Here is an 18,380-nt window from a genome sequence, read left to right as displayed (position 1 = left end):
CCATAAGCGGATGATAGTTGTTGGCATGCAAAACATGTGGATAATCCGCAGCTAGGAGTATCGAATGACCGCCAATTCGCCAGACAGAGCGACGAGTTTCGGCCAGGCAGCCGCAGAATACGACCGTGCACGGCCTACTTATCCGAGGGAACTCCTAGCGCGGGTTCTGCCCACTGCTGGTGGTTCCGTCATCGACTGTGGCGCGGGGACGGGTTTGCTCACGCGGGCTCTTATCGAACTCGGCCATGCTGTTACCGCTGTCGATCCCGATCCCCTTATGCTGCAGCAGCTCCGCGCCGAATCCCCAGGTCTCCCGACTTTTCAGGGGACAGGCGAGTCGATGCCCCTCCCCGATTCCACCGCGCGCGCACTGTTGTTCGGGCAGGCCTGGCACTGGGTGGACCCTGTGGCCGCGTCACAAGAAGCGGACCGTGTTCTCGCCCCAGGCGGCGTCCTGATTCTGATTTGGAATATCCGCAACGAGGACGTCGAATGGGTACGCAAGCTGACGGCGATCATCGGGCATAGTCCGGCGGAGGATCTGATCCTCACATCCGAACCGGAGGTTGCCGCCCCGTTCCAGCTCGATCGGCTTGAGACGTGGGATTGGGAACGGCCGCTCGCACCTGAAACGTTGCGCGAACTGGCGCGGAGCCGCAGCCCCTATCTGACCGCGTCTCTGGAGGAGCGACGCCGGGTTGATGAAGCGCTGGAACGGCTCCTCGCCGACGACGCCGCACTTCGAGGCAGAGCCACCTTCACGATGCCGTACCGGACGTATGCGTTTTGCTATTCGCGTCGGCAGTGATGGCCAGGTAGACGGTGTTCGCCGACTGGCCACCCTGAAGTGGGTTGGGGAACTCGACGACACGAGCGTCAGCACTAGCGAAGACTGCGCTGAGGCGCGTGATGAACTGGTCATCCGGGGGGTCGTTGGACCACAGTGCCAAGACGCCGCCGGGCTGTATGTGGGTGGCGAGCTGACGCAGCCCGTCCACCGAATAGAGCGCTGCATTCTTCGGGTGCAGCACATGCTGCGGCGAATGGTCGATATCCACGATCACCGCATCGAATCGCTGGTCCGGGCGCTGCGGATCCAGCGAACTGGTTCCGTTCAGTTCGAAAAAGTCGGCGTGCACGAATCGGCAGCGCTCGTCAGCCATTAGCCTGCGGCCGGCGGGGATCAGGCCTTCTTCGTGCCACGAAATCACCTCCGCGAGTGCATCAATCACGATAAGTGAGTCGACTCGAGAGTCGTCGAGCACCGTGAGCGCGGTGTAGCCGAGCCCCAGCCCGCCGACCGCGACGTGCAGTTGCTCGCCGTCCAGATGTGTGAGCGCGATCCGGGCGAGATCTTCCTCAGCGACGGTGAACAAACTGGACATCAGATAGTCGTCGTCGAGCTTCACCTCATAGACGTCCTTCTGCACGGCCGGGTCCCACCGCCGCCGCAGGCTGACCTCACCAATGGCCGTTTGCTTGTACGCCAGCTCTTCGAATCGCATCCCCCCGACTCTACGGAGTGAACCGTTCACCGGCCTCGCGGGCCGATTTCTGTCCGCCCACCTCTGCGCGACAACTTTCGGGACTGTCGCGCAGAGGTGGGCCGGAAGTCATCCTTCTCTGGCGTCAGTTAGCAGCGAGCCCCGGCATTGTCACGACTTGCGCTGCGAAGGACAGCCCTGCCCCGAACGCGATGAGTAAAGCGAGCGATCCCTCACCGACGTCCCCGTTTTTCAGCAGAGTTTCCATCGCGAGGGGCACCGAAGCGGCGGACGTGTTGCCGGAATCGACGATGTCGCGGGCAATCGCCACATGCTCAGGGATTTTCAGGCTTCGCGCCATCGTTTCGGTGATCCGCATGTTCGCCTGGTGCGGGATGAACGCATCAAGGTCGTCAATCGTGACGCCGGCCTTTTCCAGCGCTTTCCGCGCAACTGGGGCCATTGTGAATGGAGCCCACCGGAACACTGCAGTGCCCTCCATTTTCACGACAGGACGCGGTATCGAGGAGTCTGCGCGGAACTCACCCCAGCTTGGCTCTTGCCGAATCGCCTGATACTGCGATCCATCCGAACCCCACACGACGGGACCGATGCCCGGGGTGTCCGAGGGTCCCACGATCACCGCGCCCGCGCCGTCAGCGAAAATGAACGCCGTTGACCTGTCCGTGGGGTCCATGTTTTCACTGAGTTTCTCCACACCGACAACGAGGACGTGCCCGGCGCTTCCCGCGCGCACCATGTCTGACGCGAGTGACAGGGCGTGGCAGAACCCGGCACAGCCCGCGGACACATCGAAGCCCGCCGCTCCCCTCATCCCCAGCTGGTAGGCGATCTGCGGCGCTGCGGCCGGTGTCTGATACAGGTATGTGGAGGTCGCGACGATAACGCAGTCGACATCGCCCGCTTCGATCCCACTCGAGCGGATCGCCTGCTCCGCGGCGGCGACGGACATGGAGATCACTGTTTCGTCGTCGCCTGCGAACCGGCGGTTGCGGATCCCCGACCGCGTCTGGATCCATTCATCTGACGAGTCGATCGCGCCGACGATGTCAGCGTTGGGAACCACGCGTTGTGGCCGGTACACGCCCAGCCCAAGTATTCGCGTATGAGCCGCACCATTAACGGCCCTGATCTGAGGTGGCATTCAACCTACTTCCCGCTGTTTGCGGTTATTGTCCCGGTTTTTATCCCAGGATCGCGGAATCGCCACACCCAGTGTCTACGCCTCCGAAAGTTACCGAGCCGTCGGTGGAGTTCCGGCGGCATAGTTCGGTGTCAGCGCTGACTGTACACAGCGCCACCCGTCCGCACGCCGAACGAAGGCTTCACTGACCCATTCGTCGGCGCTGAAGGGCTCACCCTGCCATTCGCCTTTATTCGTGCCGTGCGCGAGGACGAGCGCGATGTCGCCGAACCGTCGGACATCGAGGATCTCGAATGTCATCTCCGAATGGGTGAGGTCGCCGGACCGCACGACCGCGAGAAAATCCGAGAGGCGCGACGGTCCGCCTTCGGGGCCCACGATCACCCAGTCAGGTTCGGCGAACGACGCGATCGCGTCGGCATCGTTTGCAACGATCGCTGCGGCCCAGCGGTCGAGAAGGTCTTGAAACTCAGCGTGATCTGATGTGTCCTGCATATCTCAAGGATCACTCGTTGGCGGTGACGGATTCTTGAACCTTTGGAACGGACTCCGCCCTCAGCTCACGAGGCGTGCACCCTGCGAGTTCCAGACATTCGCGGGTGAAGTGCGCCTGATCGGCAAAACCAGCATGTTGTGCAATGTCAGCGAGAGGTGTTCCTGGCTGCGAACGCAATTCGCGTTGTGCCGCATCGAATCGGACAACACGGCTAGCCAGCTTCGGGCCCAGGCCGAACTCCGCGCGAAACAACCGCGCCAGGTGCTGTCGTGAGTACCCCGCGTGGTCAGCGAGCGCGGCGACCGGCACCTGTCCCGCGGACCCGATGATGCCGCGCCAGCACGACGCCAGTTCCGGGGCGACTTGTCGAGCCGTCATCATCCGGGTGAGGACGTCATCACAGACGTGAAAACGGTCACTCCAGGTGGAGGCATACTGCAGCCGATCCCACAGCTCTTCACCGCGTCGCCCGACGACATCACCGAACTCGAACGAAAGATCCCACAGTTCCCGGGCGGGCATCCCGAACAATGCGCGGCAGCCGAGCGGCGTCAGTTCGATCGCCACGCCCTCCTGGCAGCCGTCATGCGAGATAACTGCAGATGAGGCCTGCAAACCGCTAAGCACACACCGGTAACGGTCCGGCCGCTGAGCGGGGCTGGTCTGCTCCACCACAACGATCGGCGAACCAATGCTGACGATGAAGGTCATGTGACTCGAGGGCAGGCCACGATGCAGCGCCGGCGCGAATCCTGACATCCGGTAACCGAGGTAACCATCGATGAGTCCGCGCAACGCCAATGGCGGCTCGCGCACCACGAGATCCAGCTCAGGACTACCTGAGATCACGAGTACCAGTATATTTCTCCCAGTTACCCCCAGAAGAAACGTCTAGCACCATCCACAAGATATGTTGGATACCTGCACGCAAGGCGAAGGAGCCGAGATCCATGGTCAGCATTGCCTCCACCAAGGGCCACCAGAATGTGTCGATGCTCGGCATCGGCGCGTACCGTCCGAACAGAGTCGTCACCAACGACGAGGTATGTGAGGTTCTCGACTCCTCCGACGAGTGGATCTTCGAACGCAGCGGCATTCGTAACCGTCGCTTCGTCAGCGGCGATGAGACGCCACGTTCAATGGCTGTCGCAGCCGCCGATCGCGCTATCAACAGCAGCGGCATCGATAGAGCAGAAATTGGCGCGGTAATCCTTGCCACATCGACGTGGAAAACACTCACCCCGCACGGCGCGCCGACTGTCGCTTACGACCTCGGCATCAACGGCGTCGCGGCATTCGATGTGTGCGCTGGCTGCGCCGGATTTGGGTATGCGCTTTCTGTAGCAGCGGACCAGGTGCGCGCAGGGTCCGCGAAGTACGTTCTCGTCATCGGTCTGGAGACGATGTCGCTCGGCCTCGACCCGACCGACCGCGGAACCGCTTTCATCTTCGGTGACGGTGCGGGTGCCGTAATCGTCGGCCCGAGCGAAGAAAATGGGATCTCTCCGACGGTGTGGGGCAGCGACGGTGAAAACGCCAGCGCGATCGCGCAGCAATACGACCTCGTGGAGTATATGGATCGGGCTAACGCACTTCAGGGCACTGATCCGGAAGTCGAGAAGGTAGGGCGGCTGGCGATCCGGATGGAGGGTCCGCGTGTTTTCCGCTGGGCTGCCATCACGTTGCCGAAGGCGTTGTCGAACGTTCTCGAACAGTCCGGCGTCTCCACTGATGATATCGACGTGTTCATCCCCCACCAGGCGAACTCACGCATCAACGACCTGATGAAGAAGAACCTCGGTCTCGCCGAGAATGTGCCCGTCGCTAATGACATCGAGAACACCGGCAACACGTCGGCCGCGTCAATTCCGCTCGCGATCGAAGAGATGCTCGTTAGCGGCAAGGCCAAGGGCGGTCAGATCGCGCTGCTACTCGGCTTTGGTGCTGGCCTGAGCTATGCCGGGCAGGTAGTGAAGCTCCCGCCCGCTCCAGTCGAGCCCAGTTTCTAACCGCCCCTACGGCCTGCCGTCATGCTGATTCTGACGGCGGGCGTGGTACGCGCGGGAGGTCGATTGTGGCGCGCCCTTCATCATCGAGGTACGGGGGCGTGCAGAGACCCTCGATGATGATGCGTCGGGCTTGATATAGGCACTCTTCGGCTTCGTCACGGGATAAGCGGAATGCGTCACCTTGCAAGCTCAGCGCGACGACTCCGTTCCACGATCCCAGGAGGAACCGGGCGAAGTGTGCGCTGTTGACTGGTTTCGCCTGTCCAGCTGAGATTGCCGCGTCGATCCTGTCTTCGAGGTACGTGAGCAGCGCCTCGATGCGTTGGTGAATGCGTAAGACAACGCCATCCTCCCCCTGCTGCGGCAGTCCAGACGCCATGAAACGAACTAGGAATGGGTAGTCAAGCAGCAGGTTGAGGTAAGCACTTCCGGTGGCCACAACTTGTTCGATCGGCTTCTCACTCGCCGAATACGCCATGGCTAGGTAGTCGTGGATGCGGTCGAAGATGCGATCTGCAGTCGCGAGGATCAAGCCTTCTTTGTTGCCGAAGTGGGTGTAAATCGAACCCACCGAGACGTCCGCGGCCTCGGCGATCTGTTCGATGTGGACCGCATCGACCCCGTCAGCAGAAAGCAGCCGCTCGGCGACGTCGAGCATGGCTTCACGGTTTCGCGCGCGGCGCCGACTGACCCGCGGGCTCTGTGGTGCCGCGTCGCCGATCTGATGTTGCTGGGCTGATGCCGCCATGCTCACAGCGTAATGGGTCACATCCCCCTTCCATGTCAGCCAGTTGTGAATTAGATTCACTTTTGAATCTACTTGTAAATTGTGTTCGGGTCTGCCAGTCTCGAATGCGACGACCCGGGCGGAGCCCAGCCAACGGCGGCAGGAGCGACACATGAAGAACAAACAGGTCCGCACAGCGATGTGGATCGGGCTCGCGCTGCTCTGCGTCGTCTACGGCCCGATGGCGATCGAATACATGCTTCGCTTCTTCACCCCAAACGCGCCGTCGCTGTGGGACACGACCTTCTCGTCGGTCGTCGGAGACGAAATCGTCTATGGCGAGGGTTCAATTCATCTCGACCAGCAGGCCGCATACGAAAATAGCCTCGGGTGGCTTCTCGTCCACACGATAGGCGGAGGGCTGGCCATCCTCCTCGGCATCACCCAGTTCTCGCAGCGCTTCCGCACGCGTTACCTGCATATTCACCGGAGAATTGGCCGGGCGCAGGTGACTATTGTGATCATTTCGATGATTGCCGCGAGCGGCTACCTCATACGCACCGGGCCTGACGACACGTTCTCCGGGCCGGCGTTCTACCTGCAGCTCTGGGCTTTGGTGATTGCGACGCTCACCACGTCCATCCTCGCGGTGATAGCAATCGTTCGCGGGCATGTGCGGACACATCAGACACTGATGGCTGTCAACTTCGCGCTGCTGCTGTCTGCGCCGCTCCTGCGCATCGGATACTTGCTCTTCGGGCTTGCGTGGCCAGACGCAACCCACGACATCATCAATGTCGCGAGCGGCACGGTGGTTCCGATCGTGCTCTTCCTGGGCGCGGTATTCGCGATCCGAGCGTCCGACACACGCCGGATCTCGAAGATCAACCAGCCAATCGCCGTACCACCCTGGGTCCGGGGAACGATTTACGCGTCCGCAGTGGTTGCGTTCATCCCGCTCTTCGTGGCGGTGAGCTCGTACATCGGCGGGATCGACCGGCTGCTGGCCGCTCACCTCGTGACGTACGTCCTCGCGCTGATAGTCGTCGCTGCAATGGGGCGCCAGGCACAGCGGGACGGTGATGTCATCGGGGCCGCCGAGTGGAAAGTGATCCACCTTGGCCTCGCCGCCGCCCCTGCTGCGTTCGTCGTCTTGTGGGCTGTCTATACAATTCCATTCACCGTCTCCGAGGCTTTCTACGGCGCCACCCTGACCGCAGCCGCTGTGACGCTTTTCGTCGCCTATGGTGTGGTCGCGTGGAACCGCCGCGTGATCAAGCCCGCAGGTACGGGTTCCGCTGCCCAACAGCCTGTGATGCGGTCGTGAGTGCTGCCGGGTAACTGTGCGCGCGGGCCCTCGCGTCATAGAGACCGGCGACGAGTTCGCGTTCGAGTTTCGCGTAATCGTCACCAATCGCTCCACGCGCCTGACGGTCATAAAGGATCGCCAGCTCGGTGATGACGGCGTGATAATCCTTCACGCCCTTCGCGGCGTCCGCGCCCTGACGCTGCTGAACCGTCGTGCGCCAGCGGCCCCGGCTCGTCAGGCACGCAAGCGGAGCCACCTCCCCGGGATGGATGAGCCCAGTGGACACCATTCGTGGGAGTTGTTGCGCAACAACGCGCTGCAGACGCTTCCGCTGCCACGTCACGATCACGATCGCGCCGATAAACACGGGCACCATGATCAGCGCGTACACGAGGAGGAACCCGGCACCGTCCAGCACCAGGATGGACCCGTTCCACAAGCCGTGCATCGCTATCGCGAGCAGCAGGCCACATGCCGGCGCGAGTGCTTTGACCAGCGGCCGAGAACTCTGCACCGCGAGCCCCAGTCCCACGCCGAACATGATCGTGAACAGCGGATGGGCGAACGGGCTGATCAGGCACCGCAGAACGAACACGAAGAGCCCACCGGCGAGGCCACCTTCTTCGAGCGCCGCGCCGAGATAAAAGATGTTCTCCATGAATGCGAAGCCGAGGCCGACTAACCCGGCGTACACGATGCCGTCGACGACACCGTCGATTTCGCGCCTCCGGAACCAGAACAGCCACAGCAGGAACAGACCTTTGCAGAGTTCTTCCACCACCGGTGCCGTCACAGCCAGGCCCAGCGCGTGAGTGTTCTCTGTGGCGAGTAGCCGCAACCACGTGATGTTCAGGACGAGACTGCCGATCAAGGCGGTGACGACCGCGATGCTCGCGCCCCAGAGGAACGCGGCGAGCAGCAGCCTTCCGGGCTCTGGCTCCCAGCGGTCAATCCACAAGAACAACATCGCGATGGGAATTACCGGCGCAAACGCGAGGAGCGTCGCAACAAGTCCAATAGCGATCCCGGTGCTCAGCGAAAACACTGCGACAAGACCGACCGCGACAACCGCCATGATGACGATGACAGCGATGGGCACCAGCGCTCTGCGATTGTGCTCCACCGACCACTGCACGTGGTGCGGACTCTGCATCGCCCCATCCCCTCGTTCGTTGTACACCTGACGGAAGCACAGTACTGAGAATCCGACACTGCCGCCATTGATACGCCGAGGCGCTGCGCCCGCTGTGTCAAGCTTTCGTCATGGGTATTGCGGAGCGTTACTTCGCGGACGATGAGGCACCCCTCTATACGACGCGTCAGCATTGGACCGAGATGGTCCGTGAGTTCCTCGTCCTGCTGATCGTCTGGATCATTGCGGCTGCTGCTATCTGGGCAATCCCCGGTGACGAAGAATGGTCGGCCCTAGCGGTGTACGTGGTTCTGGGGGTCGCCGTACTCGCCTCACTCTGGTGGTGGCTTGTTCCGCTGCTGCAGTGGCGCAGCACCATGTACATCCTGACGACGAAACGCATCTACAAGCGCAGCGGATTTCTCACCAAATCTGGCCGCAGCATTCCGTTAATTCGCGTGAACGACGTATCGTTCAAAGCGTCGTTGTGGGAGCGCATCATGCGTTACGGCACGCTGACCATTCAGTCGGCTTCCGAACAGGGCAAGATGACGCTGCGGCACGTTCCGGACCCGGAAGGGCTCAAGGCACGCATCTACCGGGCTGTTTACGATGAGCAGCGCCGTCGCGACGACAACCGCCGGGCTTAGCAGAACAACTCGGGAAAGAAGCGACCGTTGCTAGACGCTCTCCGCTCTGCTGCACAATCTGTGCGCAACCTCGTGAGCCGGTCACTCGATAACCTCGAGTCGCCGCGCGGCGGATTCGACAGCACGCACCCGTGGTTCCTGACGGATCGTGAACGCGACAACCCAGCGACCACCCTGGCTCCCTGGACATCCGGGAACGCGGTGCTCCCTTTGCCCCACGGGCGTACGTATTTCGAGCGTCTCGCGCACGCATTAGACGCTGTCCGCACCGGCGATCTTGTACTTTTCACGGACTGGCGCGGAGACCCCGAACAACTCCTCACCGACGACGGCCTCAGCATCGTCGACGCGCTCGTTGGCGCCGCACATCGCGGCGCGCTCGTCCGCGGCCTCTTGTGGCGCTCGCACATGGACAGCATGGGATTCCACGGCCCGGAGAACCGCGAACTTGTCGAGAAGATCAACGCCGCAGGCGGTGAAGTGGTACTCGATCAGCGTGTGCTCGCGTTCGGCAGTCATCACCAGAAATTCGTGGTGATCAGATACTGTTCACCCGAACTCGATGATGTCGCGTTCGTTGGCGGGATCGACCTTGCCCGCAGTCGCCGCGACGACGCTGACCATGACGGGGACCCAATCTCCCGGCCGTTCCCCGCCGAATACGGCGACACCCCGCCGTGGCACGACGTGCAGGTCGAGCTTCGCGGTCCAGCGGTCGTCGACGTGGAGACGATTTTCCGGGAGCGCTGGGACGATCCCGCCGCGCTGTCCCGGCTGCCATGGCAGGCGATTCCGGACATCGTCCGGCCCCGAGTGCCGCGTGAGCCGTCCGTGATCCCGTCGTTTCCGGACTCCCCGCCGCGCCGCGGCACGTGTGACGTTCAGCTGCTGCGCACCTATCCGCGCCGGAAGCCCGCGTATCCGTTCGCGCCGCAGGGAGAGCGAAGCGTCGCACGGGCGTATGCGAAGGCATTGCATCGTGCGCGTTCGCTGATTTACATCGAGGACCAGTACCTGTGGTCACTCGATGTTGCGCGCGTTTTCGCACACGCGCTCCGGGAGCATCCCACTCTGCACATGATGGTGGTTGTACCGCGATACCTCGACGAAGAAGGTGTGCTCACAATCCCGTCCGCGCTGCTCGGCCACGCCGAGGCACTCGAGGAGTTGCTCTCTGCCGGACCCGACCGCGTTGCGGTGTACAACATCGAAAACTGCTCCGCTGTACCGGTTTACGTGCACGCAAAGGTATGTGTCATTGATGACGTGTGGGCGACGGTCGGCAGTGACAACTTCAACCGCCGCTCCTGGACGCATGACTCGGAGCTGACTGCGGCGATCATCGACGCCGAGTGTGACGCGCGTGCGCCGGCTGATCCCGCTGGCCTTGGTGATGGCGCGCGGGTGTTTGCCCGCGATCTGCGGCTTGTGCTGGCGCGGGAACACTTGGACCGGGATGAGGGTGACGTCGCTGACCTGTTCGATCCCGCTGAATTTTTCGCGGCTTTCCAGGCGAGCGCCCAGAAACTCGAGGACTGGCACAAAAGCGGCCAGCGTGGGCCGCGCCCGCCGGGCAGGCTGCGGCCCCACTCTGTCGACTCGTCACCCAGGTGGCAGCGCGTAATGGCGGCACCGATCTACCGCAATGTGGTGGATCCAGACGGCCGGCCGTTCAAGATGCGCCTGACGAAGCGGTTCTAGCGGTTCCGGTATTCAGCGACAGCTTTCTGCGTCTCCTCCTGTACGAGGTCGGCGTTGATCTGCGCCGCGGCAGCGGCTCCAGCGGCTGCCGCCGCGCCAACCTGCGCGGAAAGGTCAGTGACGTTGCCCGCTGCCCACACGCCCGGGACCTCGGTACGTCCCGCCGCGTCAACGGGGATGTACTCACCCATGCCGGACGGGTGTGCCTGCGATTGCAGCCCGAGCGCGTCGAGGAACGTGGCGCGTGCCACCATGCGGGGCGCGACGACGACTACCTGACGCTTGATGACTGTGCCCTCGTCGAGACGGACACCGGTCAGCGTGTCGTCGATGATTTCCAGCCCCGCCACCTTTTCCGGCACAGTCGTGATGGCGCGTGCAGCGAGTTGTTCCGCCTGTTCATCCGGCAGCGGCAGGCCATTGAGGAAGAACGTGACGTCGTCACTGAGCTGACGGAAGAGTAGCGCCTGATGCATCGACATCGGGCCGGTTGCGAGGATGCCGATCGCCTGATCGCGTACTTCCCAGCCGTGGCAGTACGGGCAGTGGATGACGTCACGGCCCCAGCGCTCCCGCACCCCTGGTACATCTGGGAGTTCATCGATGAGCCCAGTTGTGACGAGCAGTCGGCTGGCCTGGATGGTCCTGCCGTCGGATAGCTCAACAACGAAGTCCTGTTCGCCGCGCGCTACGTTCGCGACTGTCGCTGACACGACGGTGCCTCCGTATTGCTCCACCTCCGCGCGGCCGCGCGTCAGCAAGTCAGCGGGCGGCATGCCTTCGCGCCCCAGCAGCCCGTGGATGCCGTCAGCTGGCGCGTTGCGCGGCTCCCCCGCATCGAAAACCACAACAGAACGCCGTGCCCGCGCGAGCATGAGTGCGCCATTGAGTCCGGCGGCTCCACCACCGATGATTGCCGCGTCGTAGCGGTCCAGCAACTGATCAGCCATCACTACCTCCCCGAATTGGTTACGCAGAGATTGTGCTGGCCCCGTCCCGGTATTGGCAAGGATCCTTGCTGATATGGCAAACTCTGGGGTATGGATCTTGGTAGCGCACTCGACCGTGTCGGGCCGCACTTGCGATCGTTGCGACAGCAGCGGGAGACAACGCTGGCCGACCTGTCGGAGACAACAGGAATCTCGGTGAGCACGCTGTCCCGGCTCGAATCTGGTACCCGGCGGCCGACCCTGGAACTGCTGTTACCGCTCGCGCGGGCATACGGCGTCACTCTGGACGAACTGGTAGACGCTCCCACAACGGGAGACCCTCGAATTCACATGCGCCCTATCACCCATCACGGCAGGACGATGATTCCGCTGACGCGCCGAGCGGGCGGCATTCAGGCGTACAAGCTGGTCATCCCTCCAGATCAGGGCGCGGAGCCAGTGATGCAAACCCATGAGGGTTACGAGTGGATGTACGTGCTCAACGGACGGCTGCGTGTACTGCTCGGTGAGCATGACGTTGTGATGTTGCCCGGTGAGGCTGCAGAGTTCGACACGCGCGTGCCGCACTGGTTCGGCGCGGCCGGAAAAGAACCGGTCGAAATCCTCAGCCTCTTCGGCAAGCAAGGCGAGCGCGCCCATTTGCGCACTCGCTCCGCCGACTAGATCGGCCCCCACCCGCTGCTGGGTTGGGTGTCGGAGGGTCAGCCGAAGATACGGTCGAGAACATTCCGAGCATAGGAGGAACCTTCGCGGTTGCTCATCCAGTTCCTGCGGTTGTGGTGCTTCTTCTTTTCCTCTTCGGCGTGCTCATCCTGGTATTCGTCATAGTCCGCGGCGTAATCATCTTCGTGGTACTCGGCGATGGTTACCGGATTCGGGTATACCGGGATTGCGAGGAAGTCATACGTGTCTGTGCACGAGGCCGTGAAGTAGTAGGTGTAGCCGGGCTGGCCTTGAATGACGGTGCTGCCGCTCTTGCTTGGAATGTCGATGTCGACGAGCTGGCTGAACGGGTTGCCATTCGAGGGATTGACGAAAACCTGGCAGGTGATTTCGGTTGCATATTGGTAGTCGCTGACAACGTCACTGAAGTAGATGGTGATGTAATGGCCATCCACCGTTGCGGCGGCGTTGCCAGAAATTATGTCGGCGCTCGCTGCGGTGCCGCCCGCGAAGATGGCGATGCTCGTGGCAGCGGCGAGAGTGGCAGCGGTAGCGGTGCGCTTGATGGTGGGGGCAAACGTCACGGGGTTCTCCAGAAGTTTCGGTGGTCGATCGCTCGTTCGTCCCCCTAATAGTGGGCGTGGTGACGCCCGGCGGACAGAGACCCCAGGGGTGGTAACTGCCCACCCAGAGAGCAAGCCCCGCCCCCGAATCCATCTACGGGTGTCACCTAAAACCCCCGAAATTACGCCATTCTGTTGACCTGCACAGATGGATTTGGCTCAGGCGGGGTCGCGTTTAGCCCGGCTCGGAGCGACTCGCGGCGGCTCGTTCGGCATCTTCGGGTAGACCGGCGGCCACGGCGCATCCATAAGACCATCGGCCATGTCCCGTTCGGACATTTCGAGCAGCGGTTCAAGCGATTGCGGCCCATTCGGCTTACCCGCCCACGGATCACCATGCGCTGCAACAAGTTCAGGGACAGTAGCCAACGTCAAGACATCCGGTTCGACAGCGTCCAATTCTGCCCAGCTGATCGGTGTTGACACTTGCGCCCCAACTCTGGGGCGCACGCACCACGCACCGAAAACAGTCTTGTGCGGGGCATTCTGGTTGAAGTCGACGAACACCCGTGAGCCGCGTTCTTCCTTCCACCACTGTGCGGTGATGAGATCAGCGTGGCGCCGCTCAAGCTCCCGCGCAAGCGCGACCGCAGCCGCACGCACCTGATAGCCGTCCCATCGGGGTTCGACGTGCACATAGATATGCAACCCACGCGATCCAGACGTCTTGATGTGGGACTGGATTTCTAGCTCTGCCAGCAGTTCACGAGTACAGACCGCTGCCTCTCGCACGTTCGCGAACGTCACGCCTGGCGAAGGGTCGAGGTCGATGCGCAACTCGTCGGTCACCTCGGGAGTGTCGGCTTGATATGGCCAGACATGAAACCCTATGCAGCCCAAGTTGACTCCCCACAGGATATGAGCGAGGTCTTTCGCAACGAGCGCGTCGGACGTCGTCCCGTTGGGCGTCGAAACGACAGTGGTCTCTAGCCAGCTCGGAGCGTTCTTCGGAACCCGCTTCTGAAAGAACGACTTACCGTCGGCACCGTCCGGATACCGCTCCATCAGCAGCGGCCGTCCACCCAGTGCCACGAGCAACGGTCCGGCGACGCTCTCGTAGTACAGCGCGACGTCCCGCTTGGTCCAGCCGTGCTTGGGGAAGTACACCTTGTCCGGATTCGACAACGTGACCTCTACACCGGCGGCGTCGATGATCATGACGGCACAGCGAAAATCTCTGCGAGCTCGGCCGGCGCTACCTCGTCCAGCTGAGCGTAGGTGCACGACTCGGGTGTGCGGTCTGAACGGAACCGGACGAGACGCCCTCCGTGGCGGAAACGACCGCTTTGTACATGCTCGTATCTCACTTCCGCGACGAGTTCGGTGCGCAACGGCTCCCAGGAGAGATCCTTGCCAGCGCTCCACCTGCTCTGACCACCTGGCATGCGACCGGTAGTTGCGGCTTGCGCGTCGGCCCACTCACGCCACGGATGGTTTTCGAGGGCACCTTCGCGCAGCGGAGCCAACTCGTCCACGAGCGAGCGTCGCCGGGCCGCGGTGAAACTACTGGCGACACCCACATGGTGCAGCGTCCCAGCATCGTCGAACAGTCCGAGGAGAAGCGATCCCACTCCCTCGCCGTCCTTGTGCCAGCGGAACCCTGCTACCACGCAGTCAGCGGAACGCTCATGCTTGACCTTGATCATCGTGCGCTTGTTCTGTTCATACGGCAGCGACGCACTTTTCACCATGACCCCGTCGAATCCAGCGCCTTCGAACCGGGTGAACCAGTCTTGCGCTACTGCGACGTCAGCGGTTATCGGCGTCAGGTGAACGTGAGGTCCGGTGGCGACTGCTGCGGCGAGGTGACGGCGCCGCGTATCGAACGGCTCCGTCGTCAAGTCATCGTCGCCGAGCGCCAGCATGTCGAACGCCACGAAGCTCGATGGTGTCTCCCCTGCGAGCTTGGTGACGCGAGACGCGGCAGGGTGGAGCCGGAGTTGCAGCAAATCGAAATCGAGTCCGCGGTCTGTGACGATCACGATCTCTCCGTCGATGACGCATCTCTCCGGCACGGCATGCCGCAGCACGTCAACGAGTTCCGGAAAGTAGCGAGTGAGCGGCCGGTCGTTGCGCGAGCCCAGTTCGATGTCGTCGCCGTCGCGAAAGACTATGCACCGGAAGCCATCCCACTTCGGTTCGTAGCGCAGACCGTCGGCTCGCGGCAGTTCGGCCGCGGCCTTGGCCAGCATGGGCCGCACCGGCGGCATCACAGGTAGCTGCACACACCGATGGTAGGTCAGGCTGCTGCCGGCCGGTGCTTACTCAGCGAGTTTCTGCTTCACTAATGCGGCCACGCGGGAGCCATCCGCCCGTCCAGCCACCTCCGCTGAAGCGACCTTCATGACCTGACCCATCTGTCGCATCCCCGGGCGTTCCCCGGTCTCCTGTTCCACTGCGGCGAGCGCATTCGTCACGACGGTATCGAGTTCTTCGTCAGAAAGCTGCTTGGGGAGGTACCGCGCGATGATTTCGCCTTCCGCACGCTCCTTGGACGCTAGTTCTTCGCGGCCTGCGTCTGAAAATACGGTGGCTGACTCGGCCCGCTTTTTCGCTTCTTTCGTGAGAACTTTGATGATGTCCGCGTCGGTGAGCTCTTTCGCCTCGGTTCCCGATACTTCTTCCGTGCGGATCGCCGCAATCAGCATGCGCAGCGTCGCGGTTGTCGCGGAATCCTTAGCCTTCATCGCCGCGGTCAGATCTGCGCGCAGCTTCTCTTTCAATTCAGCCATAGTGCGACCTACATTACGCCCCAGCATGCGCATCGAGCGCGAGGCGCGTGCTGTCAGTAGGGTGGCCAGAGACCGAACGTATTTCAACAACTCAGGAGGTCTGAATGGGATTCGGCGACATCGTCAACAAGGCGAAGAACCTCGCGCAGAAGAGCCCAGACAAGGCGCGTGAGGCTATCGACCGTGTGGAAGACACCCTCGACAGCAAGACCGGCGGGAAGTACGGGGACCAGATCCGCAAGGGCGGTGACGCTGTCGAGCAGAACCTTGGAGTCGCGGAAGCAGCCAAGGACGCTGAGAAGTCACCCGAGCCCGGCACCGGCACAGCCCCGCAGCAGGGCGTCGAAAACAAGACTGACCAGCCAGAAAAGTAGGATCTGTTCGTCGTCACCGACAACGACGGTCTCGATGACGCTTCTGGGGAGACCGTCCTGCTGCGTTTCCCCCATCTGTGACACTGCGTCCGACATAGAAGTTAACAGATATTTGGAAATTGCCAGTTAACGTTATGTGCCCGTGATAATTTTCGGGGATGGGGGAACCAACACGGTCACAATCACGCTCTGCCCTGCGCGCTGGAGCCTCGGCCTGCGCTCTCGCGCTGATCGTCGCCGGCGCTCCGGCCAGCGCCGATCCGGTTGACGACTTTCTCGAGGTGCACCGGACCGCCGTCGAACGCGCGGACTGTGGGCCGGGGTCAGACCCGGAGCCCGGCTTGCAGGGCCAAGTTCCCGGACCGGACCGCGATAGCGGCCGCAGCGCACAAGGCTACAACTGCAATCTGAGCCTGGTCGGCCAGCATCAGGGCCCTGGCGCGGGAATCGTCAGCGTCTCATACGATCATTGCTCGTACACGGGTTCGAATATCCCCATCCCCGAACAGGTGGGCAGCCCTGGTACCGGCGTGCAGGTCATCGACGCTTCTGATCCCGCCAATCCCCGGCATGTGCGGTCACTGCAAGAACCGCCCATGCTTGCGGGCACGTGGGAGTCCCTCGACGTTCACGAAGGCCGCGGCCTGCTCGCGGGCACAGGTGTCGGAATTCTGGTCGGCGCGGGTGGTTTCTCGATCTACGACGTGTCAGAGGACTGCGCCACCCCACGCCTCCTCAACCATCGCGATGGCACCCAGCTCTCGATGCCACTGCCGATCACCACTCACGAGGGCGCTTTTTCCCCGGATGGTCGAACCTATTGGGCGGCTGGCACTGTCGGTGGCCAATTGTCCGCAATCGATGTGAGCGACCCCTCCAACCCGAGGGTGATCTGGACGGGCATCACGGGGATCTCGAACCACGGCTTCGGCATCACCGCCGACGGCAACCGCATGTACATATCGACGCTTGCCGGTATCACCGTGCTTGACGTCAGCTCAGTGCAGCGGCGTGACCCGTTCCCCGTCGTACCTCACGTGGGCCGCCTGTTCTGGTCCGATGGGCAACTTACCCAGCACACCATCCCCGTCACAGTGGACGGCGCACCGGTCCTCTTCACTGTCGACGAAGGCGGATCGGGCGGGGTGAAGATCATCGATTCGCGTGATGATCAGAATCTGAAGCTGATCAACACCATCAAGCTGGAAGTTAATCTCCCCGAGAATCTTGGGACGTGGGCGCGCGACAATTCCGGTAACGGTGCGTTCGGATACGACGCACACTATTGCACGGTAGACCGGAAGGTCGACCCGACGGCCCTCGCATGCGGGTGGGTTCAATCAGGTATCCGTGTCTTCGACGTCCGAGATTTGAACAACGTCAAGGAGATCGCATATTTCAACCCGCCGGCCCAGGTGGGGAAAGCCGGTCAGCTTGTGAACTCCACGCACGCGACGCTCGGCGCGATAGTCGGCCTGCCCCTCGTCGGGTCTATCGCCGTGGCGCGCGCCATCGCTGACGGTGACATTGAACTGCAGGATATCGAGAGCCCACGGGCCCGGTTGCTCGGCATCGATATGTCCGCGGACTGGTGCATGTCACCTCCGGCGTTCCATGGGGATCAACTGTGGGTGACGTGCATGGACAACGGCTTCATGGCGCTGCAGTTCGAGAACGGCGTGTATCCGATCTCATGAGGTCTCGCGCTTTGGTGCTCATCGTGGCTCTCGTCTTGCTCGCGGGTGGTTTTGCCGCGGGATTCTTCTGGCCCCGAACGGAACCACGGGCGGAACCCGCAGCAGACAGCGCGGTGCCGCACGCGTTCGGGCAAGTCGAAGTTGGGTTCTCCCAGGACATGGCAATACACCATCTGCAGGCGGTAGAACTGTGCAACGCACTCGGTGACGATATCGACCCGATGCTGGTCTCACTATGCACACAGATCCGGACCAGCCAGACACAGGAAATCGGGATGATGACAGGCTGGCTGGAACTCCTCGATCAGCCACTGGCCTCGAGCGAACCGATGGCGTGGATGGACCACGACGACAAGCACGAGCATGCGGGCCATGGCGGCCGTGACGCGACAGAACCTCCCATGCCTGGTATGGCGAGCTGGCAGGAAGTCGATGCGTTGAGGCAGTCCGATGGTACGGACGCGGAAGTGCAGTTCCTGCAACTGATGATTCGCCACCACCAGGGCGGCATCGACATGGCTGGGTATGCGGCGCAGCACGCTTCGGTCCCGGTCGTTCAGCGCCTGGCCACCAGCATGATCAAGGAACAGAGCCAGGAAACCGCGGTCATGGAGCACCTCCTCCGTGCCCGCGGCGCCGAACCCCTGCCCTGGCCCTGACCAGCCCGA

General features: G+C 62.3%; 20 protein-coding genes. 9 read left to right on the top strand and 11 right to left on the bottom strand.

The features are described from left to right. The first annotated feature begins 64 nt into the window (after nt 1-64). Nucleotides 65-808, top strand: a complete 744-nt coding sequence (locus tag FHU29_RS04730) for a class I SAM-dependent methyltransferase (protein WP_064441626.1) — start codon at nt 65-67, stop codon at nt 806-808. Here FHU29_RS04730 and FHU29_RS04725 read toward each other — a convergent pair. From FHU29_RS04725 to FHU29_RS04710, 4 genes are all read right to left on the bottom strand, one after another. Then, nucleotides 759-1,505: a spermidine synthase family protein gene (locus tag FHU29_RS04725; RefSeq protein ID WP_064441625.1), complete on the bottom strand. Its 747-nt coding sequence runs from the start codon at nt 1,503-1,505 to the stop codon at nt 759-761. The two genes, FHU29_RS04730 and FHU29_RS04725, sit on opposite strands and share 50 nt — an antisense overlap. Before the next feature lie 124 nt (nt 1,506-1,629). After that, on the bottom strand, nt 1,630-2,649 hold the full coding sequence (locus tag FHU29_RS04720; RefSeq protein ID WP_064441624.1) for a beta-ketoacyl-ACP synthase III: 1,020 nt from the start codon (nt 2,647-2,649) through the stop codon (nt 1,630-1,632). A gap of 90 nt (nt 2,650-2,739) precedes the next feature. Further along, the gene (locus FHU29_RS04715; protein WP_064441623.1) at nt 2,740-3,144 is read right to left on the bottom strand and encodes a nuclear transport factor 2 family protein; all 405 of its coding nucleotides are present in this window, start codon (nt 3,142-3,144) and stop codon (nt 2,740-2,742) included. A 10-nt stretch (nt 3,145-3,154) separates the two neighbouring features. Continuing rightward, on the bottom strand, nt 3,155-3,994 hold the full coding sequence (locus FHU29_RS04710) for a helix-turn-helix transcriptional regulator (protein WP_083962451.1): 840 nt from the start codon (nt 3,992-3,994) through the stop codon (nt 3,155-3,157). Between the two features lie 101 nt (nt 3,995-4,095). Between FHU29_RS04710 and FHU29_RS04705 the strand changes: the two genes are divergently transcribed. Continuing rightward, nucleotides 4,096-5,154, top strand: a complete 1,059-nt coding sequence (locus tag FHU29_RS04705; protein WP_064441622.1) for a beta-ketoacyl-ACP synthase III — start codon at nt 4,096-4,098, stop codon at nt 5,152-5,154. Nucleotides 5,155-5,173: 19 nt separating this feature from the next. Here the strand turns inward: FHU29_RS04705 and FHU29_RS04700 are convergent, their stop codons facing one another. Beyond that, on the bottom strand, nt 5,174-5,902 hold the full coding sequence (locus FHU29_RS04700; RefSeq protein ID WP_183377472.1) for a TetR/AcrR family transcriptional regulator: 729 nt from the start codon (nt 5,900-5,902) through the stop codon (nt 5,174-5,176). 151 nt (nt 5,903-6,053) lie between these two features. Between FHU29_RS04700 and FHU29_RS04695 the strand changes: the two genes are divergently transcribed. Then, nucleotides 6,054-7,208: a DUF2306 domain-containing protein gene (locus FHU29_RS04695; protein ID WP_064441621.1), complete on the top strand. Its 1,155-nt coding sequence runs from the start codon at nt 6,054-6,056 to the stop codon at nt 7,206-7,208. Here FHU29_RS04695 and FHU29_RS04690 read toward each other — a convergent pair. Continuing rightward, a complete protein-coding gene (locus FHU29_RS04690) occupies nt 7,156-8,343 on the bottom strand; it encodes a PrsW family intramembrane metalloprotease (protein WP_064441620.1) in 1,188 nt (395 codons plus the stop codon). The genes FHU29_RS04695 and FHU29_RS04690 overlap by 53 nt on opposite strands. Nucleotides 8,344-8,453: 110 nt before the next feature. On the opposite strand from FHU29_RS04690, the gene FHU29_RS04685 reads away from it, so the two are divergent. Further along, nucleotides 8,454-8,972 (top strand): PH domain-containing protein, encoded by a 519-nt coding sequence (locus tag FHU29_RS04685; RefSeq protein WP_064441619.1) that lies wholly within the window; start codon nt 8,454-8,456, stop codon nt 8,970-8,972. 27 nt (nt 8,973-8,999) lie between these two features. After that, nucleotides 9,000-10,673, top strand: a complete 1,674-nt coding sequence (locus tag FHU29_RS04680) for a phospholipase D-like domain-containing protein (RefSeq protein WP_064441618.1) — start codon at nt 9,000-9,002, stop codon at nt 10,671-10,673. On the opposite strand, the gene FHU29_RS04675 is transcribed toward FHU29_RS04680, so the two are convergent. Continuing rightward, nucleotides 10,670-11,623, bottom strand: coding sequence for an NAD(P)/FAD-dependent oxidoreductase (locus FHU29_RS04675; protein ID WP_064441617.1), 954 nt, complete (start codon nt 11,621-11,623; stop codon nt 10,670-10,672). The two genes, FHU29_RS04680 and FHU29_RS04675, sit on opposite strands and share 4 nt — an antisense overlap. Before the next feature lie 90 nt (nt 11,624-11,713). On the opposite strand from FHU29_RS04675, the gene FHU29_RS04670 reads away from it, so the two are divergent. Continuing rightward, on the top strand, nt 11,714-12,286 hold the full coding sequence (locus FHU29_RS04670) for a helix-turn-helix domain-containing protein (RefSeq protein WP_064441616.1): 573 nt from the start codon (nt 11,714-11,716) through the stop codon (nt 12,284-12,286). 38 nt (nt 12,287-12,324) lie between these two features. Here the strand turns inward: FHU29_RS04670 and FHU29_RS04665 are convergent, their stop codons facing one another. The 4 genes from FHU29_RS04665 to FHU29_RS04650 all read right to left on the bottom strand — a co-directional run bounded on the left by FHU29_RS04665 (nt 12,325) and on the right by FHU29_RS04650 (nt 15,641). Beyond that, on the bottom strand, nt 12,325-12,870 hold the full coding sequence (locus FHU29_RS04665) for a hypothetical protein (protein ID WP_064441615.1): 546 nt from the start codon (nt 12,868-12,870) through the stop codon (nt 12,325-12,327). Between the two features lie 198 nt (nt 12,871-13,068). After that, the gene (gene ligD, locus FHU29_RS04660; protein WP_064441614.1) at nt 13,069-14,067 is read right to left on the bottom strand and encodes a non-homologous end-joining DNA ligase; all 999 of its coding nucleotides are present in this window, start codon (nt 14,065-14,067) and stop codon (nt 13,069-13,071) included. Further along, entirely contained in the window at nt 14,064-15,134 is a 1,071-nt protein-coding gene (locus FHU29_RS04655; protein WP_198156543.1) for an ATP-dependent DNA ligase, read from the bottom strand. The genes ligD and FHU29_RS04655 overlap by 4 nt, the downstream gene beginning before the upstream one ends. A gap of 36 nt (nt 15,135-15,170) precedes the next feature. Beyond that, nucleotides 15,171-15,641 carry a GatB/YqeY domain-containing protein gene (locus FHU29_RS04650; RefSeq protein ID WP_064441612.1) on the bottom strand — a complete coding sequence of 157 codons (471 nt, stop codon included), beginning with the start codon at nt 15,639-15,641 and terminating at the stop codon, nt 15,171-15,173. A 104-nt stretch (nt 15,642-15,745) separates the two neighbouring features. Between FHU29_RS04650 and FHU29_RS04645 the strand changes: the two genes are divergently transcribed. From FHU29_RS04645 to FHU29_RS04635, 3 genes are all read left to right on the top strand, one after another. Then, nucleotides 15,746-16,015, top strand: a complete 270-nt coding sequence (locus FHU29_RS04645) for an antitoxin (RefSeq protein ID WP_064441611.1) — start codon at nt 15,746-15,748, stop codon at nt 16,013-16,015. A gap of 158 nt (nt 16,016-16,173) precedes the next feature. Beyond that, nucleotides 16,174-17,712, top strand: a complete 1,539-nt coding sequence (locus tag FHU29_RS04640; RefSeq protein ID WP_064441610.1) for an LVIVD repeat-containing protein — start codon at nt 16,174-16,176, stop codon at nt 17,710-17,712. Between the two features lie 23 nt (nt 17,713-17,735). Next, nucleotides 17,736-18,371, top strand: a complete 636-nt coding sequence (locus FHU29_RS04635; protein WP_183377471.1) for a DUF305 domain-containing protein — start codon at nt 17,736-17,738, stop codon at nt 18,369-18,371. Nucleotides 18,372-18,380 lie beyond the last annotated feature (9 nt).

Source organism: Hoyosella altamirensis (assembly GCF_014191505.1).
GTDB lineage: Bacteria > Actinomycetota > Actinomycetes > Mycobacteriales > Mycobacteriaceae > Hoyosella > Hoyosella altamirensis.
Note: the sequence above shows the minus strand (reverse complement) of the source record. Positions and strands in the feature narration are given on the sequence as shown.